This is a genomic window from Pseudomonas mandelii (assembly GCF_900106065.1).
GTDB classification, from domain to species: Bacteria; Pseudomonadota; Gammaproteobacteria; order Pseudomonadales; family Pseudomonadaceae; genus Aquipseudomonas; species Aquipseudomonas mandelii.
Map to the genome: position 1 here is coordinate 5,211,133 of NZ_LT629796.1, position 20,369 is coordinate 5,231,501.

The following is a 20,369-nucleotide window of genomic DNA, read 5'->3' on the forward strand; positions in this document are numbered from 1 at the left end:
CCCGTGTCCATGGTAACGACCGCTGCCTCGGCATTAGAAGAATTTTCGTGTGGCCTTGGTTGCCCGTCCATGAGGCAGCGATGCACTTGCTTCTGCTGCACTATGGCGTCGGTCTGCTCGCCTGAGCACGGCACTGAGCAAACGCTGTCCGTATAAACCGACGCCAAGCCCCGATACGATGAGAACGACAGCAACGATTTTGTTGAATGACAGGGGCTCATTGAAAATCATGACTGAACCCAGCAGTCCGAATACCGGCACCAATAACGATAACGGCGCGACGGTAGACACTGGGTATCGTTTCAGGAGTGAATTCCACACCCAGTAGCCGAACAGGGTGTTGGGGTAGACCTGGAACAGGATCGACAGGACGGCACGGTAGTCGAGTTGATTCACCAATGCGCTGTAACCCGTCGAGCCGTTGACCGCGTAATCAAGCGCGAAAAGAGGGATGGGCGAAAAAGCACTGGACCACACCAGGAAAGCAAAGACCTGAGTTGTTCTGGCTTTTTTGTTGATTACGTTGGCCGCACTCCAGGCCACCGCGCCCAGCAGCACCAGCATCAGCCCTGCCGTCGTCACTGTCCCGTCAACAATCGAGATGATGCTCAACAAGCCACAGAAGGCGATGCCCATGCCCGCCAGTTGGTAGCGGGAAATGGTCTCCTTGAATACCCATGAGCCCAGCAGAATCGTGAAAAAAGCGCTGAACTGAAGCACCAGCGAAGCGATGCCAGCGGAGAGGCCCGACTTGATACCAAGGTTGACGACGCCCCAGAGTCCTATGCCGAAGACCAGACCGTAACCAATGATGTAGCGCCACTGTACATCGGGTTTCGGAATGAAAAAGATCGCTGGAAGTGCGCAAAGCGTAAAGCGAATGCCGGCAAGAATCAGCGGGTCAACGGTGGTGAGGCCCAGTTTGATCACTGAAAAATTCACACCCCAGATGGCCGTAATCGAGATGGCGAGTAGCAGGTGCCTGGCTTTCATGCTGATCTTCCTTGATTGGTCGGTGATAGGTGACTCGTAAAAATCCACAGCGCCAAAGCCGCAGCGCTGATCAAGGCGCCAAGCACGCTTGTTGCCATCCAGCCCCAACGCGCATAAACCTGGGTTGCGGCGACCGCCCCCAGCGCACTGCCGACCGAGTAGAAGCACATGTAGGCGCCGACCATCCGACTTTGCGCGTCGGGTCGTGCCGCAAAAATGAAGCTCTGATTGGTGACGTGCACGGCTTGCACCGCGAAGTCGAGCACGACCACGCCGAAAACCAGCGCGATCAGGGACGTCTCGGCAAAACTGATGGGCAACCAGGAAAGCGCCAGGAGCCCCAGCGAAAGGCCGGTCACGCGTTGACCCCAACCTCTATCGGCCCACTGGCCGGCTCTTCTGGCAGCCAGGGCGCCGGCAACGCCCGCCAGGCCAAACAGGCCGATGGCCGTGTGTGAAAGCGACAGCGGCGGAGCACTTAACGGCAGCACCATAGAGGTCCACAGCACTGAAAAAGCGGCAAAGATCAGCAAGGCCAACAGGCCCCTGGCCCACAAAACCGGTTCGGTCATGAACAGCTTGAAGAGCGACCGGATCAGCGCGAGGTAGGTGTCATGATTGCGTGGCAACGCCGTGGCGGGCACCACTTTCCACAGGACCGCCGCGAGGGTCAGCATCAATCCTGAGGACACGAAATAGACGGCGCGCCAGCCCGCCAGATCGGCGATCAGCCCAGAGATAAACCGCGCCAGAAGAATGCCCAGGACAACTCCGCTTGTTAGGGTCCCCACGGCCTGCCCGCGTTGTGAGGGCGTTGCGAGCGCGGCGGCATAGGCTACAAGCACCTGAACCACCACGGCGAGTAAGCCCATCACAATCATGGCGCCCAAGAGAGCCAGCCACTGCTGTGAAGCGCCGACGGCCGCCAGCGCGAGGGCAGACAGCATCACTTGAGTCAAAATCAGCCGTTTACGGTTGACCCTGTCGCCCAGCGGTACGATGAACAACAACCCCAGCGCGTATCCGGCCTGAGTGGCCGTCACCACGAACCCGATCACACCTGAAGTGACCCCCAGGCTTTTAGCCATCGAGGCGAGCAAGGGTTGGGCAAAGTAAACATTGGCGACGGCCAGCGCGCAGGTGACAGAAAACAATAACGTGAGTGACGGAGAAAGCCCCGAGGATTGGCCAGTCCTACTGCATTCTCCGGTTTCCGCAGGCGGCAATCCCACAGGCTGCCCGGTGCTACGTTTGGCTATTGCGTCGGCATCTGCTGTCATAAGCGCCTCCATGGCGTTAAGCTAGTTGCAATTAAAAACCGGATTCGATTATTGCTGAATCAAGTTTCAAATTGCAACCAGCTTGGTCGGCAGACTTGGCAACCGTTATCCAAAAGGTAAATACGATGGTCGAAGGCACTTCACCGCAAAGCAGCGAATGCCCGGTAGCAAGAACACTTGAGGTGATTGGGGATCGCTGGTCGCTGATGATCCTTCGCGACGCCTTTGACGATATTCGCCGATTCAGCGAATTTCAGAAGAGCCTGGGCGTGGCCAAAAATATCCTGGCCTCGCGACTGAAAGCATTGGTTGAAGTCGGGGTCTTCGACGTTCGACCGGCGTCAGATGGAAGCGCCTACAAGGAGTACGTCCTGACGGACAAAGGACGTGAGATCTTTCCGGTGGTGGTCAGCATGAGGCAGTGGGGCGAACGTTTCCTGTTCCAGCCGCAGGAAACGCGTTCTGTACTGTTGGACAACGCGACCGGCCAGGCTCTGATGCCGATGGATGTTCGTTCATCAAGCGGGCAAAAACTGGGGCCTTCTGACTGCCACAGGGTGAGACTTGTCGACGGCGAGTCGTGAAACAACAGCAGTCGAGTTAGCTGCTCGAAGTTCGCTATCCGCGGTTATTGCGCAAGATGGAAAAATTCAACGCTGCCGCCACACAAAGCCACACAAGGTAGGGGAACAGGATCAAGCCTGTGATCACATCTAGCCGCATCGCCATCACCACCATCGCTGCGACCACCAGCCAGAGCAGCGTCAGGATCACCATCGCGGCGAAAATGCGGTGTGCGCCGAAAAACACCGGTGTCCACAGCGTATTCAGGGCAATTTGCGCCGCCCATAACGCCAGCACCACCTGACTTCCAGGTATCAGGGACAACCGGTAACCGGCCCAGGCGAGCAACAGATAGATAATCGACCAGGCGACGGGAAACAGCCAGTTGGGTGGCGTGAAGCTCGGTTTGACGAGTGATTCGTACCACTGGCCCGGTTTGAAAAGAAGGCCAGTACTGGCCGCCGCGCCGCAGGCTAAAAGAAAAATCAGAAAGGTCATCATCAGTCCTTCGTTGAGGTCAGCTGTGTGGGGGTTGTAAAAACCGGTCGGCCATTCATGCCGCTAGGCGCCCGGTACGCCTGGCACATCCATGTTGATCTTGCGCCAGGCGGCTTCGGACAAGCTGTACACCGAAAAGGCGATCAATCCCAGGGCCATCACCATCAAGATGACGCCGCCGGCCGGCAGGTTCTGCAGCGCATCGAGGGCCTCCTTCATTCCGGGCGGGTCCATGGCTTTATAGCGGGAGCCGCTGATGATCAGCAACAGCGCTATTTCGATGAACACGACGCCACGGGCGATAAGACCGAATCGAGACACCGGACGGACGTAGCGCATGACGTCTTCGTCCGCTTCGAAATATTTCTCAAACGACGACTTCCAGCCCTTGATGATGTGAGCAATGCCTACGCCCAGAGGGATGAGCGCGACGAGGTAGACCACGACATTCGAGTGTTCCCAGGACAACAGGTGCGCCAGTAGATCCTTGGTCTGCCCACCGCCGGAATCGCCCGAGCTGCTGATGCCGCTGATGAGCAAGCCCAACGCAAAAAACGCCAGCGCGCCGTTGACCAAACCTCCTGCCAACAGTCCTGCCCGAATGACCAACCCCTTCATTTCGTGACCGTGATGATCAACGTCGCGCAGGGCTTGCAGCACTCGCCAACAGGCGAAGGCGAGCAGGCCTGCCACCACCAATCCGACTAAAACGTAACCGAAAGGCTGGCTTAACACGGCCTCCAGGCTCCTGTGACTGTCTTTGGGTTTTGTCGAATCTTGAGCCGCCAGCAGCGCGAAGATGCCAATGATCAGGTAAAGAACGCCGCGAGCGGCATAGCCTCCCCGAGCGAGTACAACAAGGCTTTGGTGCGCAGACATGAGAGCTCATTCCAGAGAAGTACTACAGGAGCAGACCTTTCAGGCGTGGAGGGGTTCGATTGAAGATAGGGTTCGACCAACCCCTCGGTCGATATTGTCAGGCAGGATTAAGCTCAGGCTGCAGATCAAGTGTTGTCATCTCAGTATCACCCGGGACAACGGGCGCCCTGAACCTTGCAGCATCACGCGCCGGTGGCATGCCGAACAGGCGTGCATATTCCCGGCTGAATTGTGATGCGCTTTCATACCCCACGGTGAAGGCAATTGAAGCAGCATCGCGAGGGTCGAACAGCAATAACCAGCGAGCCCTGAGCAGGCGCAGGCGCTTTTGATATTGAATGGGCGTCATACCTGTGATGGATTTGAAATGCCGATAAAACGCCGCAACGCTCATGTCGGTCATGGTCGCCAGTGGCTCGACGCGAAAGGGTTCGGTGTAGTGCTCACGGATCCATTGGGTGGCGCGGCGTATCTGCGCCAGACGGCCATCCGGGCGAGCAATTTCACGCAACATCGGCCCTAGCGGTCCTTGCAAGGCTCGAAACAGAATCTCCCGCTCAAGCATCGGCGCCAGTACCGCGGCTTCGTTTGGGCGGTCCATCAGCCGCATCATGCGCAACCAGGCGTCGATCATTTCAGCCTGTGCCGGCACCGCCGCAAAGCGGCTTGCGGGTGGCGGCGCGGTCGTCTTGATGTCGGTTGCCAGCAGCGTCGCGATGACGTTCGGGTCCAGGGTCAGGCTGATCGCAAGATAGGGCAAGCCTGGTCCGCCGGGGTGTATCTCACCGGTGGCGGGCACGTCCACCGGCACGAGGAAGTAAGTCATCGGCAGATACTGATAAACCTGATCGCCGATAGACAAGGTTTTCGCACCCTGGAGCACCAGGTGCAGCATCGGCTGATACACCTGGCTCGCACACGCCTCCGCCTGGACCATCGTCACACGCGGCAGCCCGGTGTCCGTCCACTTGTTTTCCGCGCGCATCACGAGGCGGCGCAGTTCTTCGATCGCAGGATTCATGCGCTGAACATGAGCCATCGCCGCGAGCAGGGCAAGCCATGCGAGAAGAATAGGCAAGCATTCGATAACAACTGGCAAACGTTTGTCCTTCGCCTGCCCGGATACTGGGGGCAAGCGGCAGGTTGCGTTCAGGCCTTCAAAACCTGATGGCAGGCAGACCTGCGATGGATCAATCAACTCAGGTAAAGGTCAGCCTCATGAAACTTGAAGGAAAAATTGCTGTTGTCACGGGCGCATCGAAAGGCATCGGCGCAGGTATTGCCAAAGCATTGGGCGCGGCAGGAGCAACGGTCGTTGTGAACTACGCGTCGAGCAAAGCCGACGCCGATGCGGTGGTCGCGCAGATTCAGGGGCAGGGCGGTAAAGCCGTCGCCATTCAGGCGGATATCAGCCAATCAGCCGATGTGGTCCGCCTGTTCGACACGGTCAAGGCGGACTTCGGGGCGCTGGATATTCTGGTGAACAATGCGGGCGTCGCGGTATTTCAAATGATCGAAGACCTCACCGAGGACGCGTTCCACCAGCAATTCAATCTGAATGTGCTCGGGTATCTCCTGGCGGTCCGAGAAGCCGTCAAGCTGCTTGGCCCCTCGGGCAGCATCATCAACATCAGCTCAATTCTCAGCACCGATCCCTACTTGGCCTCCAGCGTTTATTCGGCCACCAAGGGCGCGGTTGATACATTGACGTTTGCCTTGGCCAGAGAGCTCGGGCCGCGAGGGATCAGGGTCAACTCGATCTTGCCCGGTCACACCAATACGCCGGCGACGGAGGGCAACTTCGCCGGAGCGTTTGGTGAACAGCTGATCGCCGGTACGCCGCTTGGCCGTTTCGGTGAGCCCGAAGACATTGCGCCGCTGGCCGTTTTCCTGGCATCCGACGACTCGCATTGGGTCACCGGCGAATCCATTCGGGCATCGGGTGGTGTTCGTGGAGTGGGTTACTGAATACTGTGATGATTGCGACCGGTGCGGGGTGACAGGCACCCGCAAATGACAAAAGGGCCACCCCTCTCCGTATCACTGGATCGAGGTGGCCCCTTTCAGGCGTCACAGATTCAACAACGGCATCACTTCACATCAAAGCGATCCAGGTTCATCACCTTGGTCCACGCCGCCACGAAGTCTTTCACAAACTTCTCTTTCGCGTCACTGCTCGCGTACACCTCAGCCAGCGCCCTCAATTGCGCATGAGAGCCGAAGACCAGATCAACCCGCGTGCCGGTCCACTTCAACTCACCGGTTTTGCGATCGCGTGCTTCAAACTCCTCGTTGGCCTCTGAGGTCGGTTTCCATTCCACGCCCATGTCCAGCAGGTTCTTGAAGAAGTCATTGGTCAATGCCTCTGGCTGCTGGGTGAACACGCCGTGTTTTGTTTGCCCGACGTTGGTGTTCAACACGCGAAGACCACCCACGAGCGCGGTCATTTCTGGCGCGGTGAGCGTCAGCTGTTGCGCCTTGTCGATCAACAGATGCTCGGCCGACACGCTGTAACGGGATTTGAGGTAGTTGCGAAAGCCATCGGCGATGGGTTCGAGGAAGCCGAAAGACTCGACATCCGTCTGCTCTTGCGAGGCGTCCATCCGCCCGGGTGTGAACGGCACGGTGACGCTGTGGCCGGCATTTTTTGCGGCCTGTTCGACACCTGCATTACCCGCCAGAACGATCAAATCCGCCAGCGAGATTTTCTTGCCGCTGTTGTTGAACTCGCTCTGGATGCTCTCCAGTTTCGCCAGCACGTTCGCCAGTTGCTCAGGCTGGTTGGCTTGCCAGGATTTCTGCGGCGCCAGACGCAGACGACCGCCGTTGGCGCCGCCACGTTTATCGGAGCCACGGAAGGTGGAAGCCGCTGCCCAAGCTGTTGATACCAATTGCGAGACGCTCAGGCCCGAGGCAAGCACTTTGCTCTTGAGCGCTGCGACGTCGCTGTCGTTGACCAAAGCATGGTCGACCTCTGGGATCGGGTCTTGCCACAGCAGTTCTTCGCCGGGCATTTCCGGGCCGAGGTAGCGGGAGAGGGGGCCCATGTCACGGTGGATCAGTTTGAACCAGGCACGGGCGAAGGCGTCGGCCAACTGATCCGGATTGGCCAGGAAGCGCCGAGAGATCGGTTCGTAGATCGGGTCGAATCGCAGGGCCAGGTCTGAGGTCAGCATGGTGGGATTACGCCGTTTGGACGGGTCGAAAGCATCCGGGATGGTGCCGGCGCCCGCGTTGTTTTTCGCAACCCACTGGTGCGCACCGGCCGGGCTTTTGCTCAGTTCCCAGTCGAAGCCGAACAGGTTTTCCAGGTAGTTGTTGCTCCACCGGGTGGGTGTGGTGGTCCAGGTCACTTCCAGGCCGCTGGTGATGGTGTCCGGGCCTTTGCCGGTGCCGAAGCTGTTCTTCCAGCCAAGGCCTTGTGCTTCGAGGCCCGCCGCCTCAGGTTCGGCGCCTACGTTGTCGGCGGGGCCGGCGCCGTGGGTTTTGCCGAAGGCGTGGCCGCCGGCAATCAGCGCCACGGTTTCTTCGTCATTCATTGCCATGCGGCCGAAGGTTTCGCGGATGTCTATGGCGGATCTGACCGGGTCTGGCTCGCCTTCCGGGCCTTCGGGGTTGACGTAGATCAGGCCCATTTGCACGGCGGCCAGCGGGTTTTCGAGGTTGCGACCGTGCTCGGTACGGCTCTCCTCGTTTTTACCGGGTTCGGCCACGAGTGGACCGTCACCGGGTGCTTCCACGGGAGCATTGTCGTCTTTGCCGTAGCGGGTGTCGCCGCCCAGCCATTTGTTTTCCGAGCCCCAGTAGACGTCTTCATCGGGTTCCCAGACGTCCGCACGGCCACCGGAAAAACCGAAGGTCTTGAAGCCCATGGACTCCAGCGCGACGTTGCCGGTAAGGACGATCAGGTCGGCCCAGGAAATTTTGCGACCGTACTTTTGCTTGATCGGCCAGAGCAGCCGGCGCGCCTTGTCGAGGCTGACGTTGTCCGGCCAGCTGTTGAGCGGTGCGAAGCGCTGTTGGCCCGAGCCGGCGCCGCCCCGACCGTCGCCCGTGCGGTACGTGCCTGCGGCGTGCCAAGCCATGCGAACGAATAGCGGTCCATAGTGACCGAAGTCCGCTGGCCACCAGTCTTGCGAATCGGTCATCAGCGCCGTCAAGTCGCGCTTGACCGCCTCAAAGTCCAGGGTCTTGAATTCTTCGGCGTAGTTGAAGCCCTCGTCCATGGGATCGGACAGGGACGAGTGCTGGTGCAGGATCTTCAGATTCAGTTGGTTCGGCCACCAATCGCGGTTCGTCGTGCCACCGCCAGCGGCGTGATTGAACGGGCATTTCGATTCATTTGCCATGTGTGAGCTACCTTTGGTCGTGTTTCATCCGGCTATCGGCCCGGGGTGGGCGTTAGATAGCAACGAGCGAATTCAATGACATAGGCTGCAGGACCCACAGTTGGATCAACTGATTGTCTGGACCACACGGGAATTCTGAACTGCGGCAATCGAGTTGCCTGCGCGGTGGCCCACGGGTGGCCTAGTCAAGCTTCGGACTCATTCCTGTCTCCTTATCAGCACTAAACCGGCCAGCTTGTTCCGCCAGCGCTGGATACAGGTTAGACCCCACTTGGGAAGTCAGCTAATAGGTGGAGTATTGGGGAGTAATAGACAGAGTCTTTTACGGGTGTCGCGGGGAGGGCCCGCGTCTATCTGGAGCATAGACGCGGGTTTGCGGGGCTTGAACGGTTACTTTCGAACGTTCTGGTACAGCATCAACCGTGAGGTTTCATGCATGGCGCGGGTCAGCGCCGACAGGCGTTTGAACTCTTCAGGGTTTTTCTCGGCAACGTTGTCCCGTGGCGTCATCGAGGCCAGGTCGTGAAGGGTCGGCGAACTGCCGTCGTGCTCCATCTGCACCATGTAGTGTTGAGTCACGCCGGCAATCAGCGGGAACGTGCCCTCACGCAATACCAGCGGCACCACGCGTTCACCCTCGCGCGCGGGCTGCTGGATATCACGGCCCATGCCGCTGTTGCGAAACTCAAGGCCGGCCATCCCCGCCACGGTGGGCAGCAGGTCCACCAGGCCGACCGCTTCCTTGACCTGGCGCGTCCCGATCAAGCCTGGTGCGTGGATGATCATCGGCACCGCGTTGCTCTCCAGGCCCAGTTGCTCGTAGGCCGGTGCCAGGAACGGGATCTGCGCGATACGGGTGTTGTGGTCGCCAAACATCACGAAGATGGTGTTTTCGTACCAGCCACCGGCCTTGGCGATTTCCATCAAGCGGCCGAGGTTGAAGTCCAGCAGGCGCACGGCGTTGTACTGCTCGACACTGCGCGATCCGGCGGCCTGCACTTCGGCCAGGGTAGGGTGCTTGACCTCGAAGCCGTCATTGCTTTTTGGGATCGTGAACGGACGGTGGTTGCCGGCCGTCTGCACATAGGCAAAGAACGGTTTGTCCTTGGGCAGTGCTTGCAGGATCTGGTCGGTTTCCTTGAACAGGTCCAGATCGGAAATACCCCAGACGTCCACCACCGGCGATTTCCAGTCCCGCTCTTCGAACAGACGCACGCCGTCGATGCTCTGCCGGATCAGGGCATTCATGTTGGCCCAGCCGGAGTTGCCGCCGATGGTGTAGATCTTCTCGTAACCGGTAAACGCATTGATCAGCGTGTTTTGCTGGGTGATCAGCGGATTACGCGTCGCGGTTTCCTGTCGCGTGACATCAGGCACCCCGCTGATGCTGGCCCAGACGGTTTTCGCGGTCCCCGTTACGGGTACGTAGAAGTGCTCGAAGAACCAGCTCTGAGTGGCCAACCGATCGAGGTTGGGCGTCGGATTGATCGGGTTGCCGTAGGCCCCGACGGCACTGGTGCCCAGCGATTCAAGCATGATGAACATCACGTTCGGGGGACGTGAGCCCGGGATTTTGTACGGTTGGGGGGCTTGGTGCCGCACGAAATCAAGGGTCTGGGGGTCGGGTTTGTCGACGCCCAGGTAGTTGGCCATGACCGCGTAATGTTCGCGCACTTGCGCCTCGTCATAACGCGATTGGCCGACTTTGCCCGTATCGTAGAGAAACAGCACCGGGTTCAGGCCGAGTGCGGCGATCTGGTTATTACCCGAGAAGAACGCATCGCTCCAGCGCAACGGAACGGGGTTTTCAAGGTTCATGTTTTCGACACGACCCAAAATGCCCAGCAGCACCAGGACGACCATCAACGCACCGCCCCACGTCGCGGAGAGCTTGCGAATGGCTTTGCGAGGGCGGTCCAGCGTGACGCGTTCCAGACGCACCAGGGCCAGTGTCACCAGCGCGATCGTTACCAGCCAGCCCAGTGAAATCCAGATTACCGGGTAAGTCTGCCAAACCATGTCGCGGGAGATCTGCGCATCCTCGATGAAGCGCAGCACGGTGGCGTTGATCCTCACGCCCAGGTAGGCGTAGTGGCCAAAGTCGATGATGTAGATCAGCAGCAAAACGCTCAGGGCGGCGACCAGATAGACGCGTGCGATACGGCGCAGCAGGCGGCTGCGGAGCAGGTTCCAGCGAGGCATCCAGGCCAGCAGCGCCAACGGCAACATGGTCAGGATGGCCAGGCGCAGATCGAAACTGAAGCCGATGCTCAGGGTTTCCCAGACGCCCTTTGTGTCGATCAGGGCTTTGGGTTCGAACCCGGAAAAGCCGAAGAAGAACGCCATCCTCAGCAGTGCAAACAGCACAAACGCAATCGCTGTAGCGCCTAGCCAATAATGTAAACGTCTCGAGTGCAGCCAACCCATCCTTGTTCCCCTGTTAAAAAGTCGTTAAATCTCAAACGGATTTGAGTTCGTCGCTCACTGCACCGCGCCGCTTGCTTGAGCGGCGATAGGTCCAGCGCAGGGCAAGCGTCAGCAGTGCCCCGCAGCAATACAGACCCAACAGCGGATCAACCAGGTAATCCCAATAGTTTTGCGAAGGTTTGATCCCGGCGATGAAGGCCAGGGTTGCGCTGGCCAGCATCAAGACGGCCAGGCCATTGCGCAGGTAAAACAGGCCCAGCGTCAGCACTGCGAAGAAAATCAACATGGGGCGCGGGCTGTAGCCTAACCGATAGGGGTCCACATCACTCATGCCCAGAGTGGCCGGGTACAACACCAGGGCCATCGCGGCGAAGAGGATCAATACGCCGGTTTTGCCGCGTGCCGGTGGCAGCATGTCCAGTCGACGCAAGCAGCCCCACGCCATGAACACCAGGGTGGTGATCGCAAGGTCATCAATGTAGCTGCGCAAATACGCGGCCAACGACAAGCCGTCCGGCGAGAAGAAGCTGACGGCCAGCAAGGCGGCCAGCAGTGCGATCCGCCAGTTCCTGGACAAGCCGAACGACGGCAGCAGCAGGAAGATGATCATTGCGAAGCTGAGATGGGCTTGCCACAGGCTGATCATTTGAGGCGCTCGCTAAGCCATGCATCGTTAAAGGTGACGTGCTTGATGAAGGTGTTGTTCCAGGAATAAACCAAGTGATACATACCGTCAGGACTGCGGATGAAATACGGGTATTCGTATTCGAATTCACACCCCTGGGTTTTACAGACACGGTTGTCGAGGTTATCCAGGAACTCCGCTTCCAGTGAATGGCGGCGTGCGCCGCTGGAACCGCGGAATTCTCTGCCGATGATCTCCTTGTAGGCTTCGGGAGAAAATGGCGCGCCCAGTGGATCCGGGGATTTGTCCAGGTCGCGTAATGAGCGCCAATCGTCCATTTTGGCGTCGGTCCCATACAGGCTCAGCTTGAAGCGCCCCTCCTGCAGGTCGTTGAGCGCCACCAGCAACCCATGTTCGGGTGTTGCGACGGCAGCCAACGAGGAATTCGGATTCGAGGGGTCGAGCGGATAAGGTTCGCTCCAGGTTTGCCCGGCGTCTTCAGTGCGGGTCGCCAGGACACGGTGGTGGGTGTTGCCGGCATAACGCAGCAAGGCGATGCCGCGCTGGCCATCCAGCGGCACCACCGCGGGTTGCAATGAATTCATGCCGTGGCTGATGCGGAATTTGTCGATTACATCGCCGTCTGCGCTCAGGTAGAGGTACTCGGCAAACTTGCCCAGGAACTCATGATAGACCGGCAGGCCGATGGAGCCGTCGGCATGAAACACCGGTGCCGACCGGACCAGGGTGCTGATGTTCAGAAAGGGCGAGGTGATCAGTTGGCGCGGAGCGGACCAATGTTCACCGAAGTCATCGGACACCATCACGTTGACCGCGCTACCGGCCCAGCCACCCATGGACACGGACACGTAGAACAACCACACCCGATTATCCGGCGCGAGCGCCACCACTGGGTTGCCCAGCTTGCGGATGTATTTTCGAGTGCCCTGTTGGGTCGAGTCCCGAGTGGCCAATACCTGTTCAGCACCCCATTCGCCGGTTTTCGAGTCGAACCGAGCGGAGCGCACCTGTACATCGGCTGCGCCTTCGCGGGAGCCAGCAAACCAGACCGTCATCAGACTGCCGTCGGGCAGTGCGGTGACCGCCGAGGAATGCACGAAATCCACCAACCCGGAGGAGGCGAAACGGCTGGTATAGATGGGCTTGGCCACTTTGCCGGCCACTGCCATCACGGGGCTGATCAGGGCAAAGGAAGAGTGCGTATTGGCAGGATTGATGATCCACGCGGTCGCAAACAGGCAGGACAGTAGAAGGTAAGCACAGAAGGCAGGAAAACTGGGAAGTTTGATGCGCATGACTACGTTGGCATCTCATGGACCGATAAGGCGGCCAAACTAACACTCGTTAGTACACGATCGGGTTTTATGACTGGCTAAATTGTAAGCAGGTATTTGTAGCGGCCAGCCATGTCGTCGCGTTCAGTTTGATTGAGCGCCGGAGACTGTCGGGCCAGAGGGATTGTGGCGGGCTTGAGGTGAATTACGCCGTTGGTCGCAAAGGCTGGGGCGGTAACAGGGACGTCTTCGGAATATGTGCTGTTTGTTCCGGCCTCTTCGCGGGCAAGCCACGCTCCTACGGTTGACCTGCGTCGTTCACACAAGACGTGATCGACCCCTATCTCTGTGGAAGCGTGGTTTGCCCGCGAAGACAGCAGCACAGGCACAAACGCTTTTTCTGCTGAAACCTAGCGCTGTCTGTACGTCTGTAGGGTGAAGGCATTCCCTGCCGGGTCTTTACCCTCAAGCGTTATCTCATTGTCCTTGATCATCAGGATTTTGAGTTCGTCGGAAGCGCCGGACGCTAAGCCGTCGCTAAAGTTTGGCAAGGAGGGCCCGGCAAACTTGGCAACCAGCAAGGGGGAAATGGCTGTGCCGTTGATTACGTAAGACTTGGGAATTGATTTCATGTCAGCCAATGTGAACGAAAGCAGGCTGGAATCGGCCGTCCAGCTGCCGGCTCCGTTTACGCTGTACTCAAGCCGGTAAGGTTTGGCTTCAACGGTTCCGTCCACAAAGACAACGCCATTGACGTTGTACCGTCCGTTGCGGAAGTACTCCGTCATTCCCTTGAATTCGAACGTGCCGTTGGTGATCGGGTAGGTGTAATCGGTCGTCCAGCGACCTATGAAGCGGGGATTGTTGGGGTTGGTTTCGTGAAACGTGGCGTAAATCGTTGCAATGCCGCTTAGAACTGTCACCAGGGCCGCAAGCGCGAACCAGGCTTTAGTGGAGACTTTTTGTATAGCAGTGAAACTCATTGTGATGGATTCCATTCGATTGATTTGTCGTGCGCGGACGTCTTCCATGGGAGGTGGTGATACCGCACCCCGGTGTATTGGCCACCGGGACAGAAGTATAAAACTCAAGGCGCTAGAAGACACAAAAGCGCGAGCTCACGCAGTTTCATTTGCCGCGTCATCCGACCGAACCCGCTGCACGCGCGCGGTCACCCGCGGCACCTCCCCAGCGGCATCACGTTTCAACCATTCAGCCGGTGGACAGCCAATCACGTTGAGAAAAGTACGGGAGAAAGAAGCTTGCGAGCTGTATCCAACCGATGCGGCAACCACTTTGATCTGAACCCCGTCGCGTAGCAGGTCCTGGGCCACTTTCATCCGCCAGGCCGTCACGTAGCCCATTGGTGATGCACCCATGATCTGCGTGAAGTACGCAGAGAATTTCGACCGGGACATGTTCGCCAGGCCAGCAAGTTTCTCGACAGTCCACAGCGCCTCCGGCTCCTGGTGAACACGTTGGAAAACCGCCCCAAGTCGCCCATCCTGAAGCGCATAAAGCAGGCCGCTGGAAATCTTTTGCTCGACGACCGAACGGCGCACCAACACCACGAAAATGTACTCAAGCAACAGGTTGAGCGCTTTGGTTCTGCCGGGGGCCTGATCCTTGAATTCGGCAAGCAGTGAGCCGATCACGGGCGTGATGTTCTGCAGTTCACTGAACGGGAAAACCAGTGTTTCCTTGAGGCCCAGAGGGAAGGGTTGCAGGGCGTTGCGCCCGAACTGGAACGAGGCGCAGATTAGCTCGGCGCCGTGTGCCGAACTGGCGCGCAACTGGTAGCGGCAGCTGCTCGGGCAAAACAACACGCTGGGTTCGGTGATGGAAATCTTCGGCAGGCCGGGTTGCACCATGTCGATCCCGCCTTCACTGATGACATGGATGAACGCCATGCCAGGAGGCTTGTCGAGCACCAGCGTGCCATCGACCCTGCCAGAGAAGAACAGCCTGCCCTGAAGGTTGGTGCGTTCGAAGAATTCGGACAGGATATCCATGATAGAGACGACCGGGTAAAGACTCTGCACGTCCAGGCAAAAGCCGCGCAGGGCAGGGCAATAGGATGAAGTTCTCGCCGATGGTAGACAACGCCCCACCCGGGCGCCATGGCGCAGAGCGATTTTCCTGTTATCGACCGGAGTCCACTGTCATGAGCAACGATTCGAACCGCATCGCCCCCCAGTATGCAGACCCGGCAGAGCCTGCGCTGCCAGATCCCGGCATGAAGCTTGATCTCTCGCGGGCCGCGCTGGTGGTGATCGATCCGCAAATCGACTTCCTCAGCCCCGAAGGCGTGAGCTGGGGCGTGTTTGGAAAAAGCATCGTCGAGCACGATACCGTCAAGCACATCGGCCAGCTGTTTGCGGCCGCCAAGGGCGCGGGCATCACGGTCGCCGTTTCGCCGCACTACTACTATCCATGTGACCACGACTGGCATTTCGGCGGACCGCTTGAGAAGGTCATGCACAGTATCTGCATGTTTGATCGCAAGGGGCCGCTGACCCTCGACGGTTTCGAGAACTCCGGTGCCGACTTCATGCCCGAGTACAAGCCCTACATTCTCGACGGCAAAACCATCATCGCGTCACCGCACAAGGTGTACGGCCCGGAAACCAATGACCTGGCGTTGCAGCTGCGCAAGCACGGCGTGTCGCAAATCATTTTGGCGGGCATGGCGGCGAACCTCTGTGTCGAGTCGCACTTGCGTGAACTGCTGGAGCTTGGCTTCGAAGTGACCGTGGTTCGGGACGCCACCGCCGGCCCGACGACTCCCGAGGGCGATGGCTACCTGGCAGCGCTGATCAACTATCGCTACATCGCCAATGCGTTGTGGAGTACGGCGCAAACGGTCGAGTTTCTTAAGGGGAAATAAGCTATGGCAATGGACTGCGTCTCACCATTGGGGCGCAGCCTTGAAAAACTGCCTTTGGTCGGTGCACCTGAACCGCTTTCACGATGGATTGATCCATTCTGAAAGAACTCTCGGGGGGCGCTGCCATGCACTCGTTTGCCAATCTGCTGACTCCGGCGCAAGAGCAAAAGCTGCGTGCGCTCAACACCTGGCATCTTGTCCTTGAGGACTTGAAGCTGCGCATGGAGTGCCCCGATGCGTATCACGAGGAGCTGATTCGCCAGTCTGACGAGATGGATCGCCTGGGAATCGTGAGCTGGCAGGAATGGCGCGACCTCAGGGTTGAGGCCGATCAAGCGTATCTGCGCGCCATCGCGGGCGAGGATTATCACCGAGCACTAAGAAAGAGGAGCGGTTGATGAGCTTCGCCGGTGCACAGCTGAGGCTGAAGTTTGATTCGGTGTTAAACACGGAAAACGGGTTAAGTGCGATGTCGATCGTTGAAACAGTCGTCGATTATCTGCGTCAACAGTCGTTGCGGCTGACCACCGCAGAATCCTGCACGGCGGGCAGTATCATCACGCTGCTGGCCCAGGTGCCCGGCAGCGGTGAGCTGATTGAAAGCGGCTACGTGGTTTACTCACCCGAGGCCAAGCAACGCTTGCTCGCAGTCAGTGCAATCACTATCGAGACCTTTAATCTCACCAGCTGCGAAGTGGCTCGGGAAATGGCCATCGGCGCGCTGCGTGACAGCCCGGCCAACGTGGCGGTGTCCACGACAGGGCTGCTGGGGCCAGAGGATGTTGATGGTATTCCAGCCGGCACGGTTTGCTTTGCATGGGCCTTCATGGCAGGGCAGGAAATGGCGGTATTCAGCCGCAAACAGCGATTTTCTGGCAGTCGGGAGTCCGTGCTTCAGCAGGCGTCGTTGTATGCTTTGAAAGAATTGCCGACGTTTCATCAGGCCATGCTCAACGGCGAGCGGGGCTAGATGATGAACACTTCGGTTATCCCGTTCGAGTGAGTCGGGGTTCGATAGCATGAACAAAACCATCAGCGCTAACGATCTGGGCCCTGTTGGACGACGGGATGCCTCTGGATGACCTGGTCGCTACCGCCAAGCGCATGGGCGCTCGATCAGAGGATCTGGAAGGGTTGCGGCTGGAGCTGTTGAGGACTATTCAACAAGGGGAAAATGTACCGGGTTTCGGGCTCTGCCGATCTTGTCGCTTCCATCAGACAGTGGCTGGCGGGGCCTTTTGTGGGCCGACTCAGGAACCCCTGGAGTCCGGCGAAATCGGTTTGATTGGCAGGGAGCATCGATTGCCCCAAGAAGTGAACGATTGACAGCGGTTTAACATTTCGACCATCAAAGGATTCCCCATGGGTTTAAGCAAACGCGATCAAGCACACATCGAGCGTCGCCTGATTGCCACCCTGACTGAGGCGTGTGAAACGGCCAAAGCGCACATCGTCGGCTTTGAATGGCTGACCCACGAAGTCGATTATGAGGAGTTTCCTTCCAGCCTGAGGATTGTCTGGGTTTTCGACACCCAGGCCAACAAGGATCAGGCGCTGGCGAGCGGGCAGGGCGAACGCATGGTCGAACTGACGGCTACAGCATTAAGCGAAGCGGATGTACACGTCAGATCGGTCGCGGCCCATGTGCAGTTTGATTCTGAAGAACAATGCCAGCGCGCCAATGGCGGCAATTGGCAGCAACGCCTGGCGCGCAAGCGCTAGCCCTGGAGCGAATCGGAAGCGTCAGCGCAGAATCAGGATCACGGCGCACCAAACATCATCGTCCAGTAAACCCCTTCATCACTGCGTGCGTCTGCTGCATACGCCGCGCCCACCTGGGTAAACATCGGGTTCATCAAGTTGGCGCAATGCCCGGGGCTGGCCAGCCAGCCTGCCATTGCCTTGCCCGGTGAGCTCTGCCCGGCAGCGATGTTTTCGCCGATCTGCCGGCCTCGGTAACCGGCGGCCCTTGCTCGATCCGCCGGGCCATCACCGTCGGGGTCACGGTGTGCAAAGTAATTGCCATAGGCCATGGCCTTGCTGTGCCCTTGCGCCGCGGCGCCGAGGGCGGGGTTCCAGCTCAGCGGTCGTGCGGCGGGGTAGCGCTGACGACCGCACATCCGTGATTTGGCCCGGGCGGCATTGACCTGCGCCAACAGCCCCTTGCTCGCCGCACGCGAATCACCCACACGGCTATCGAGAACGGGTTGCGCCAGCACGATCTGCCACTCGCTTCGGGCTCGACTGACGCCAATGTCGGCGTACTGGTTATCCAGCAGCGCCCCGCAATACTCGTCCTGAAACAGGTCAAACGCTTCGTCGGCGTCCTGCGCGCCTACCACACGCAGGGTGCGCACCGTCACCGCTGCATAGCCTGAAGCCTTCAATCGATCGCGCAAACCGCCGCCATAGCCAATCGGCAACGCCAGGTTCGACTTCAATGACAGCGGGGCCAAACGTTGGGCCGGGCGCCTGTCGCAACGTTGCGGGTGGGCGCGGTAGTCGTTGATGGCTTCCACCAGTTGCCGTTCACCACTGGCATAAGCAGGACTGGCAAACAAAGCAAGCAAAGGCATGAAACAGAGCGAGACAAAACGCAAGGCAAGGCGAGGTTGGCGCATGGGACGGCAGCTCTGATGAGATGACAGCGGCAATGGGAATTCACGGCTCGGCTAAGACTTGCGTTCAGGCACTAGGTTCAGGCGTGAAGAGGGGAAATTTGCGCTGGAGACAGCGGCGGTGACTACCGCATGTCGCAAAACACTGAAAGTCCGGCGTCAGGCATCAAAGAGTGGCGGGCGCCGCCGATAACGTGTTCATAAAAGCGACGTACCGAGAGGGCTACCCCATGTCTATAAAATTACGTTTGTTGCTGCTGATTGGTACGAGCTTGCTCACCGCGCTGATCGTGAGCCTGGTCAGTTACGTGGGAAACACCCGGATGGCCGAAGCGGTGAAGGACAACGAGGTCAGCTTGACCGCGCTGCGCAATCACCTCGAAGCCGACATGATGCACGACGCACTGCGCGCCGATGTGCTGTCCGCGATGGTGGTCGGACTGGGCAAAAGCACCAGCAGCAAAGCCGAGGTGCACAGCTCCATCGAGGAGCATGCGGCGCATTTTCGTGAAGTGCTGGGTGAAAACCTCAAGTTGCCGGTCAACGACACCATCAAGGCGGGCTTGAGCAAGGTCAAGCCGAGCCTCGACACCTACATCAGCGCCGCCGAGCGCATTGTCGGTCTGGCGCTGGAAAATCCGGATTCCGCGCAAAAGGAACTCGGCACGTTCAATACCGCGTTCAGCCAACTGGAAGACCAGATGGCAGCCCTCAGCGAGGTGATCGAAACCAGCACCCAACAGACCAGTAAAAACACCGAGCAGGCCATCAGCAGCGCCAACTTCACGCTGGGTATCGTGCTGATCGCCAGCCTGTTGTTACTGCTGATCCAGGGACGCTGGGTGATTTTGAGCATCATGGGGCCGTTGCAGACCGCCAGCCGCATTGCCCAAAGCATCGCCCATGGCAACCTCAGCGAGCCGATTGTCGAACCGACCCACAATGACGAAGCGAGCGCCTTGATCCGCAGCCTGGCGACCATGCAGCGTGACTTGCGCGGCATGATCGAGGTGGTTCGCAGCAATGCGCATGGCGTCAGCGGCATGAGCGTGCAGTTAAGCAGTGGCTGCCATCAGGTTGCGGACAGCAGCCAGCAGCAAAGCGTCGCCGCCAGCACCATGGCCGCTGCCGCCAGTGAGATGACTGCCAGCATCGAGGAAGTCACCCGTCACGCCGAACGCGCGCTGAACATGGCCAACCAGGCCGAGGCATTGGCCAAGGACGGTGGTCGGGTGATTCATCAGGTGGTCAATGATATGGATGGCATTGCGCGTTCGGCGCAGCAGTCAGCCCAGGTGATCCGCACGCTGGACAAGGAGTCCGAGGGGATTTTCAGCATCATTCAGGTGATCAAGGGAATCGCCGATCAAACCAACCTGCTGGCCCTCAACGCCGCCATCGAAGCTGCTCGCGCCGGTGAACAGGGCCGTGGTTTTGCCGTGGTGGCCGACGAAGTCCGCAGTCTCGCAGGACGCACCAGTGCCTCCACGCAGGAAATTGCCAGCATGGTCGCGCGCATCCAGCAAAGCACCCGCGAGGCGGTGACCAGCATGGAGGCGGGCGTGGCGCAGGTCGACAAAGGCATGGCCGTGACCGCCGACGTCGAGCGCGCGATCCGCGAAATCCTCGAAGCCACGCTCAATACCACTGAGCTGGTGAATGACATCACTCGCACGATCGGCGAGCAGAGCCTGGCCAGTAACGAAATTGCCCAACAGGTGGACATGATTGCCGGGATGTCGGAGGGCAACAGCAAGATTATTGGTCAGACGGCTTCGACGACTGATGAGCTGTCGACCTTGGCGGGCAAGCTGTCGCAGTCGGTGGATCGGTTTCGGCTTTGAGGCTTGTGCACTGATCCATTGATTCTTGGTGTTATTGAAGGCCTCTTCGCGAACAGACCCCATGCAAGAGCGGGTCTGCTCGCGTATGCGCCAGATCAGACAGCGCAGAA

The 20,369-nt window shown here is 58.9% G+C and carries 19 protein-coding genes and 1 pseudogene; 8 read left to right on the top strand and 12 right to left on the bottom strand.

Annotated elements, in window-relative coordinates:
* Positions 1–33: 33 nt before the first annotated feature.
* Complete coding sequence (locus BLU63_RS24295; protein ID WP_077749495.1) at positions 34–993, bottom strand: EamA family transporter; 960 nt, start codon at positions 991–993, stop codon at positions 34–36.
* Entirely contained in the window at positions 990–2,273 is a 1,284-nt protein-coding gene (locus BLU63_RS24300) for an MFS transporter (protein ID WP_083376445.1), read from the bottom strand. The genes BLU63_RS24295 and BLU63_RS24300 overlap by 4 nt, the downstream gene beginning before the upstream one ends.
* A gap of 125 nt (positions 2,274–2,398) precedes the next feature.
* Between BLU63_RS24300 and BLU63_RS24305 the strand changes: the two genes are divergently transcribed.
* Positions 2,399–2,857 carry a winged helix-turn-helix transcriptional regulator gene (locus BLU63_RS24305; RefSeq protein WP_083376446.1) on the top strand — a complete coding sequence of 153 codons (459 nt, stop codon included), beginning with the start codon at positions 2,399–2,401 and terminating at the stop codon, positions 2,855–2,857.
* Positions 2,858–2,891: 34 nt separating this feature from the next.
* On the opposite strand, the gene tspO is transcribed toward BLU63_RS24305, so the two are convergent.
* The 3 genes from tspO to BLU63_RS24320 all read right to left on the bottom strand — a co-directional run bounded on the left by tspO (position 2,892) and on the right by BLU63_RS24320 (position 5,235).
* Complete coding sequence (gene tspO, locus BLU63_RS24310; RefSeq protein WP_083377295.1) at positions 2,892–3,335, bottom strand: tryptophan-rich sensory protein TspO; 444 nt, start codon at positions 3,333–3,335, stop codon at positions 2,892–2,894.
* A 63-nt stretch (positions 3,336–3,398) separates the two neighbouring features.
* Entirely contained in the window at positions 3,399–4,214 is an 816-nt protein-coding gene (locus tag BLU63_RS24315; protein ID WP_083376447.1) for a DUF1206 domain-containing protein, read from the bottom strand.
* A 97-nt stretch (positions 4,215–4,311) separates the two neighbouring features.
* Entirely contained in the window at positions 4,312–5,235 is a 924-nt protein-coding gene (locus BLU63_RS24320; protein WP_083376448.1) for an AraC family transcriptional regulator, read from the bottom strand.
* Between the two features lie 197 nt (positions 5,236–5,432).
* Here BLU63_RS24320 and BLU63_RS24325 point away from each other — a divergent pair, with 197 nt between their 5' ends.
* Entirely contained in the window at positions 5,433–6,182 is a 750-nt protein-coding gene (locus BLU63_RS24325) for a glucose 1-dehydrogenase (RefSeq protein WP_077749510.1), read from the top strand.
* A 122-nt stretch (positions 6,183–6,304) separates the two neighbouring features.
* Here BLU63_RS24325 and katG read toward each other — a convergent pair whose 3' ends face one another.
* From katG to BLU63_RS24355, 6 genes are all read right to left on the bottom strand, one after another.
* On the bottom strand, positions 6,305–8,563 hold the full coding sequence (gene katG / locus BLU63_RS24330; protein ID WP_077749490.1) for a catalase/peroxidase HPI: 2,259 nt from the start codon (positions 8,561–8,563) through the stop codon (positions 6,305–6,307).
* Between the two features lie 390 nt (positions 8,564–8,953).
* Positions 8,954–10,990 carry an LTA synthase family protein gene (locus BLU63_RS24335; RefSeq protein WP_077749489.1) on the bottom strand — a complete coding sequence of 679 codons (2,037 nt, stop codon included), beginning with the start codon at positions 10,988–10,990 and terminating at the stop codon, positions 8,954–8,956.
* Between the two features lie 31 nt (positions 10,991–11,021).
* The gene (locus BLU63_RS24340) at positions 11,022–11,636 is read right to left on the bottom strand and encodes a hypothetical protein (protein WP_010455373.1); all 615 of its coding nucleotides are present in this window, start codon (positions 11,634–11,636) and stop codon (positions 11,022–11,024) included.
* The gene (locus tag BLU63_RS24345; RefSeq protein WP_083376449.1) at positions 11,633–12,931 is read right to left on the bottom strand and encodes a sialidase family protein; all 1,299 of its coding nucleotides are present in this window, start codon (positions 12,929–12,931) and stop codon (positions 11,633–11,635) included. The genes BLU63_RS24340 and BLU63_RS24345 overlap by 4 nt, the downstream gene beginning before the upstream one ends.
* 389 nt (positions 12,932–13,320) lie before the next feature.
* Positions 13,321–13,893 (bottom strand): hypothetical protein, encoded by a 573-nt coding sequence (locus BLU63_RS24350; protein ID WP_083376450.1) that lies wholly within the window; start codon positions 13,891–13,893, stop codon positions 13,321–13,323.
* Positions 13,894–14,028: 135 nt separating this feature from the next.
* On the bottom strand, positions 14,029–14,922 hold the full coding sequence (locus tag BLU63_RS24355) for an AraC family transcriptional regulator (RefSeq protein WP_083376451.1): 894 nt from the start codon (positions 14,920–14,922) through the stop codon (positions 14,029–14,031).
* Positions 14,923–15,074: 152 nt separating this feature from the next.
* Between BLU63_RS24355 and BLU63_RS24360 the strand changes: the two genes are divergently transcribed.
* The 4 genes from BLU63_RS24360 (at position 15,075) to BLU63_RS24380 (ending at position 17,519) form a co-directional block, all read left to right on the top strand.
* Complete coding sequence (locus BLU63_RS24360) at positions 15,075–15,797, top strand: cysteine hydrolase family protein (protein ID WP_083376452.1); 723 nt, start codon at positions 15,075–15,077, stop codon at positions 15,795–15,797.
* A 125-nt stretch (positions 15,798–15,922) separates the two neighbouring features.
* Complete coding sequence (locus tag BLU63_RS24365) at positions 15,923–16,195, top strand: hypothetical protein (protein ID WP_077749485.1); 273 nt, start codon at positions 15,923–15,925, stop codon at positions 16,193–16,195.
* A 71-nt stretch (positions 16,196–16,266) separates the two neighbouring features.
* Positions 16,267–16,767 (top strand): CinA family protein, encoded by a 501-nt coding sequence (locus BLU63_RS24370; protein ID WP_077749509.1) that lies wholly within the window; start codon positions 16,267–16,269, stop codon positions 16,765–16,767.
* A 392-nt stretch (positions 16,768–17,159) separates the two neighbouring features.
* Positions 17,160–17,519, top strand: a complete 360-nt coding sequence (locus BLU63_RS24380) for a hypothetical protein (protein WP_077749483.1) — start codon at positions 17,160–17,162, stop codon at positions 17,517–17,519.
* 38 nt (positions 17,520–17,557) lie between these two features.
* Here the strand turns inward: BLU63_RS24380 and BLU63_RS24385 are convergent, their stop codons facing one another.
* Positions 17,558–18,418, bottom strand: a complete 861-nt coding sequence (locus tag BLU63_RS24385; RefSeq protein WP_010455357.1) for a CAP domain-containing protein — start codon at positions 18,416–18,418, stop codon at positions 17,558–17,560.
* Between the two features lie 227 nt (positions 18,419–18,645).
* Between BLU63_RS24385 and BLU63_RS33880 the strand changes: the two are divergent.
* Both BLU63_RS33880 and BLU63_RS33885 read left to right on the top strand, forming a co-directional pair.
* Positions 18,646–19,401, top strand: a pseudogene (locus tag BLU63_RS33880) (MCP four helix bundle domain-containing protein); the annotation flags it as partial.
* 132 nt (positions 19,402–19,533) lie between these two features.
* Entirely contained in the window at positions 19,534–20,259 is a 726-nt protein-coding gene (locus tag BLU63_RS33885) for a methyl-accepting chemotaxis protein (RefSeq protein WP_404940707.1), read from the top strand.
* Positions 20,260–20,369 lie beyond the last annotated feature (110 nt).

Coding starts and splice junctions, on each gene's coding strand:
- BLU63_RS24295 (WP_077749495.1), bottom strand. CDS start 993: ATGAAAGCCAGGCACCTGCTACTCGCCATCTCGATTACGGCCATCTGG.
- BLU63_RS24300 (WP_083376445.1), bottom strand. CDS start 2,273: ATGACAGCAGATGCCGACGCAATAGCCAAACGTAGCACCGGGCAGCCT.
- BLU63_RS24305 (WP_083376446.1), top strand. CDS start 2,399: ATGGTCGAAGGCACTTCACCGCAAAGCAGCGAATGCCCGGTAGCAAGA.
- tspO (WP_083377295.1), bottom strand. CDS start 3,335: ATGACCTTTCTGATTTTTCTTTTAGCCTGCGGCGCGGCGGCCAGTACT.
- BLU63_RS24315 (WP_083376447.1), bottom strand. CDS start 4,214: ATGTCTGCGCACCAAAGCCTTGTTGTACTCGCTCGGGGAGGCTATGCC.
- BLU63_RS24320 (WP_083376448.1), bottom strand. CDS start 5,235: ATGAATCCTGCGATCGAAGAACTGCGCCGCCTCGTGATGCGCGCGGAA.
- BLU63_RS24325 (WP_077749510.1), top strand. CDS start 5,433: ATGAAACTTGAAGGAAAAATTGCTGTTGTCACGGGCGCATCGAAAGGC.
- katG (WP_077749490.1), bottom strand. CDS start 8,563: ATGGCAAATGAATCGAAATGCCCGTTCAATCACGCCGCTGGCGGTGGC.
- BLU63_RS24335 (WP_077749489.1), bottom strand. CDS start 10,990: ATGGGTTGGCTGCACTCGAGACGTTTACATTATTGGCTAGGCGCTACA.
- BLU63_RS24340 (WP_010455373.1), bottom strand. CDS start 11,636: ATGATCAGCCTGTGGCAAGCCCATCTCAGCTTCGCAATGATCATCTTC.
- BLU63_RS24345 (WP_083376449.1), bottom strand. CDS start 12,931: ATGCGCATCAAACTTCCCAGTTTTCCTGCCTTCTGTGCTTACCTTCTA.
- BLU63_RS24350 (WP_083376450.1), bottom strand. CDS start 13,893: ATGAGTTTCACTGCTATACAAAAAGTCTCCACTAAAGCCTGGTTCGCG.
- BLU63_RS24355 (WP_083376451.1), bottom strand. CDS start 14,922: ATGGATATCCTGTCCGAATTCTTCGAACGCACCAACCTTCAGGGCAGG.
- BLU63_RS24360 (WP_083376452.1), top strand. CDS start 15,075: ATGAGCAACGATTCGAACCGCATCGCCCCCCAGTATGCAGACCCGGCA.
- BLU63_RS24365 (WP_077749485.1), top strand. CDS start 15,923: ATGCACTCGTTTGCCAATCTGCTGACTCCGGCGCAAGAGCAAAAGCTG.
- BLU63_RS24370 (WP_077749509.1), top strand. CDS start 16,267: ATGTCGATCGTTGAAACAGTCGTCGATTATCTGCGTCAACAGTCGTTG.
- BLU63_RS24380 (WP_077749483.1), top strand. CDS start 17,160: ATGGGTTTAAGCAAACGCGATCAAGCACACATCGAGCGTCGCCTGATT.
- BLU63_RS24385 (WP_010455357.1), bottom strand. CDS start 18,418: ATGCGCCAACCTCGCCTTGCCTTGCGTTTTGTCTCGCTCTGTTTCATG.
- BLU63_RS33885 (WP_404940707.1), top strand. CDS start 19,534: ATGGCCGCTGCCGCCAGTGAGATGACTGCCAGCATCGAGGAAGTCACC.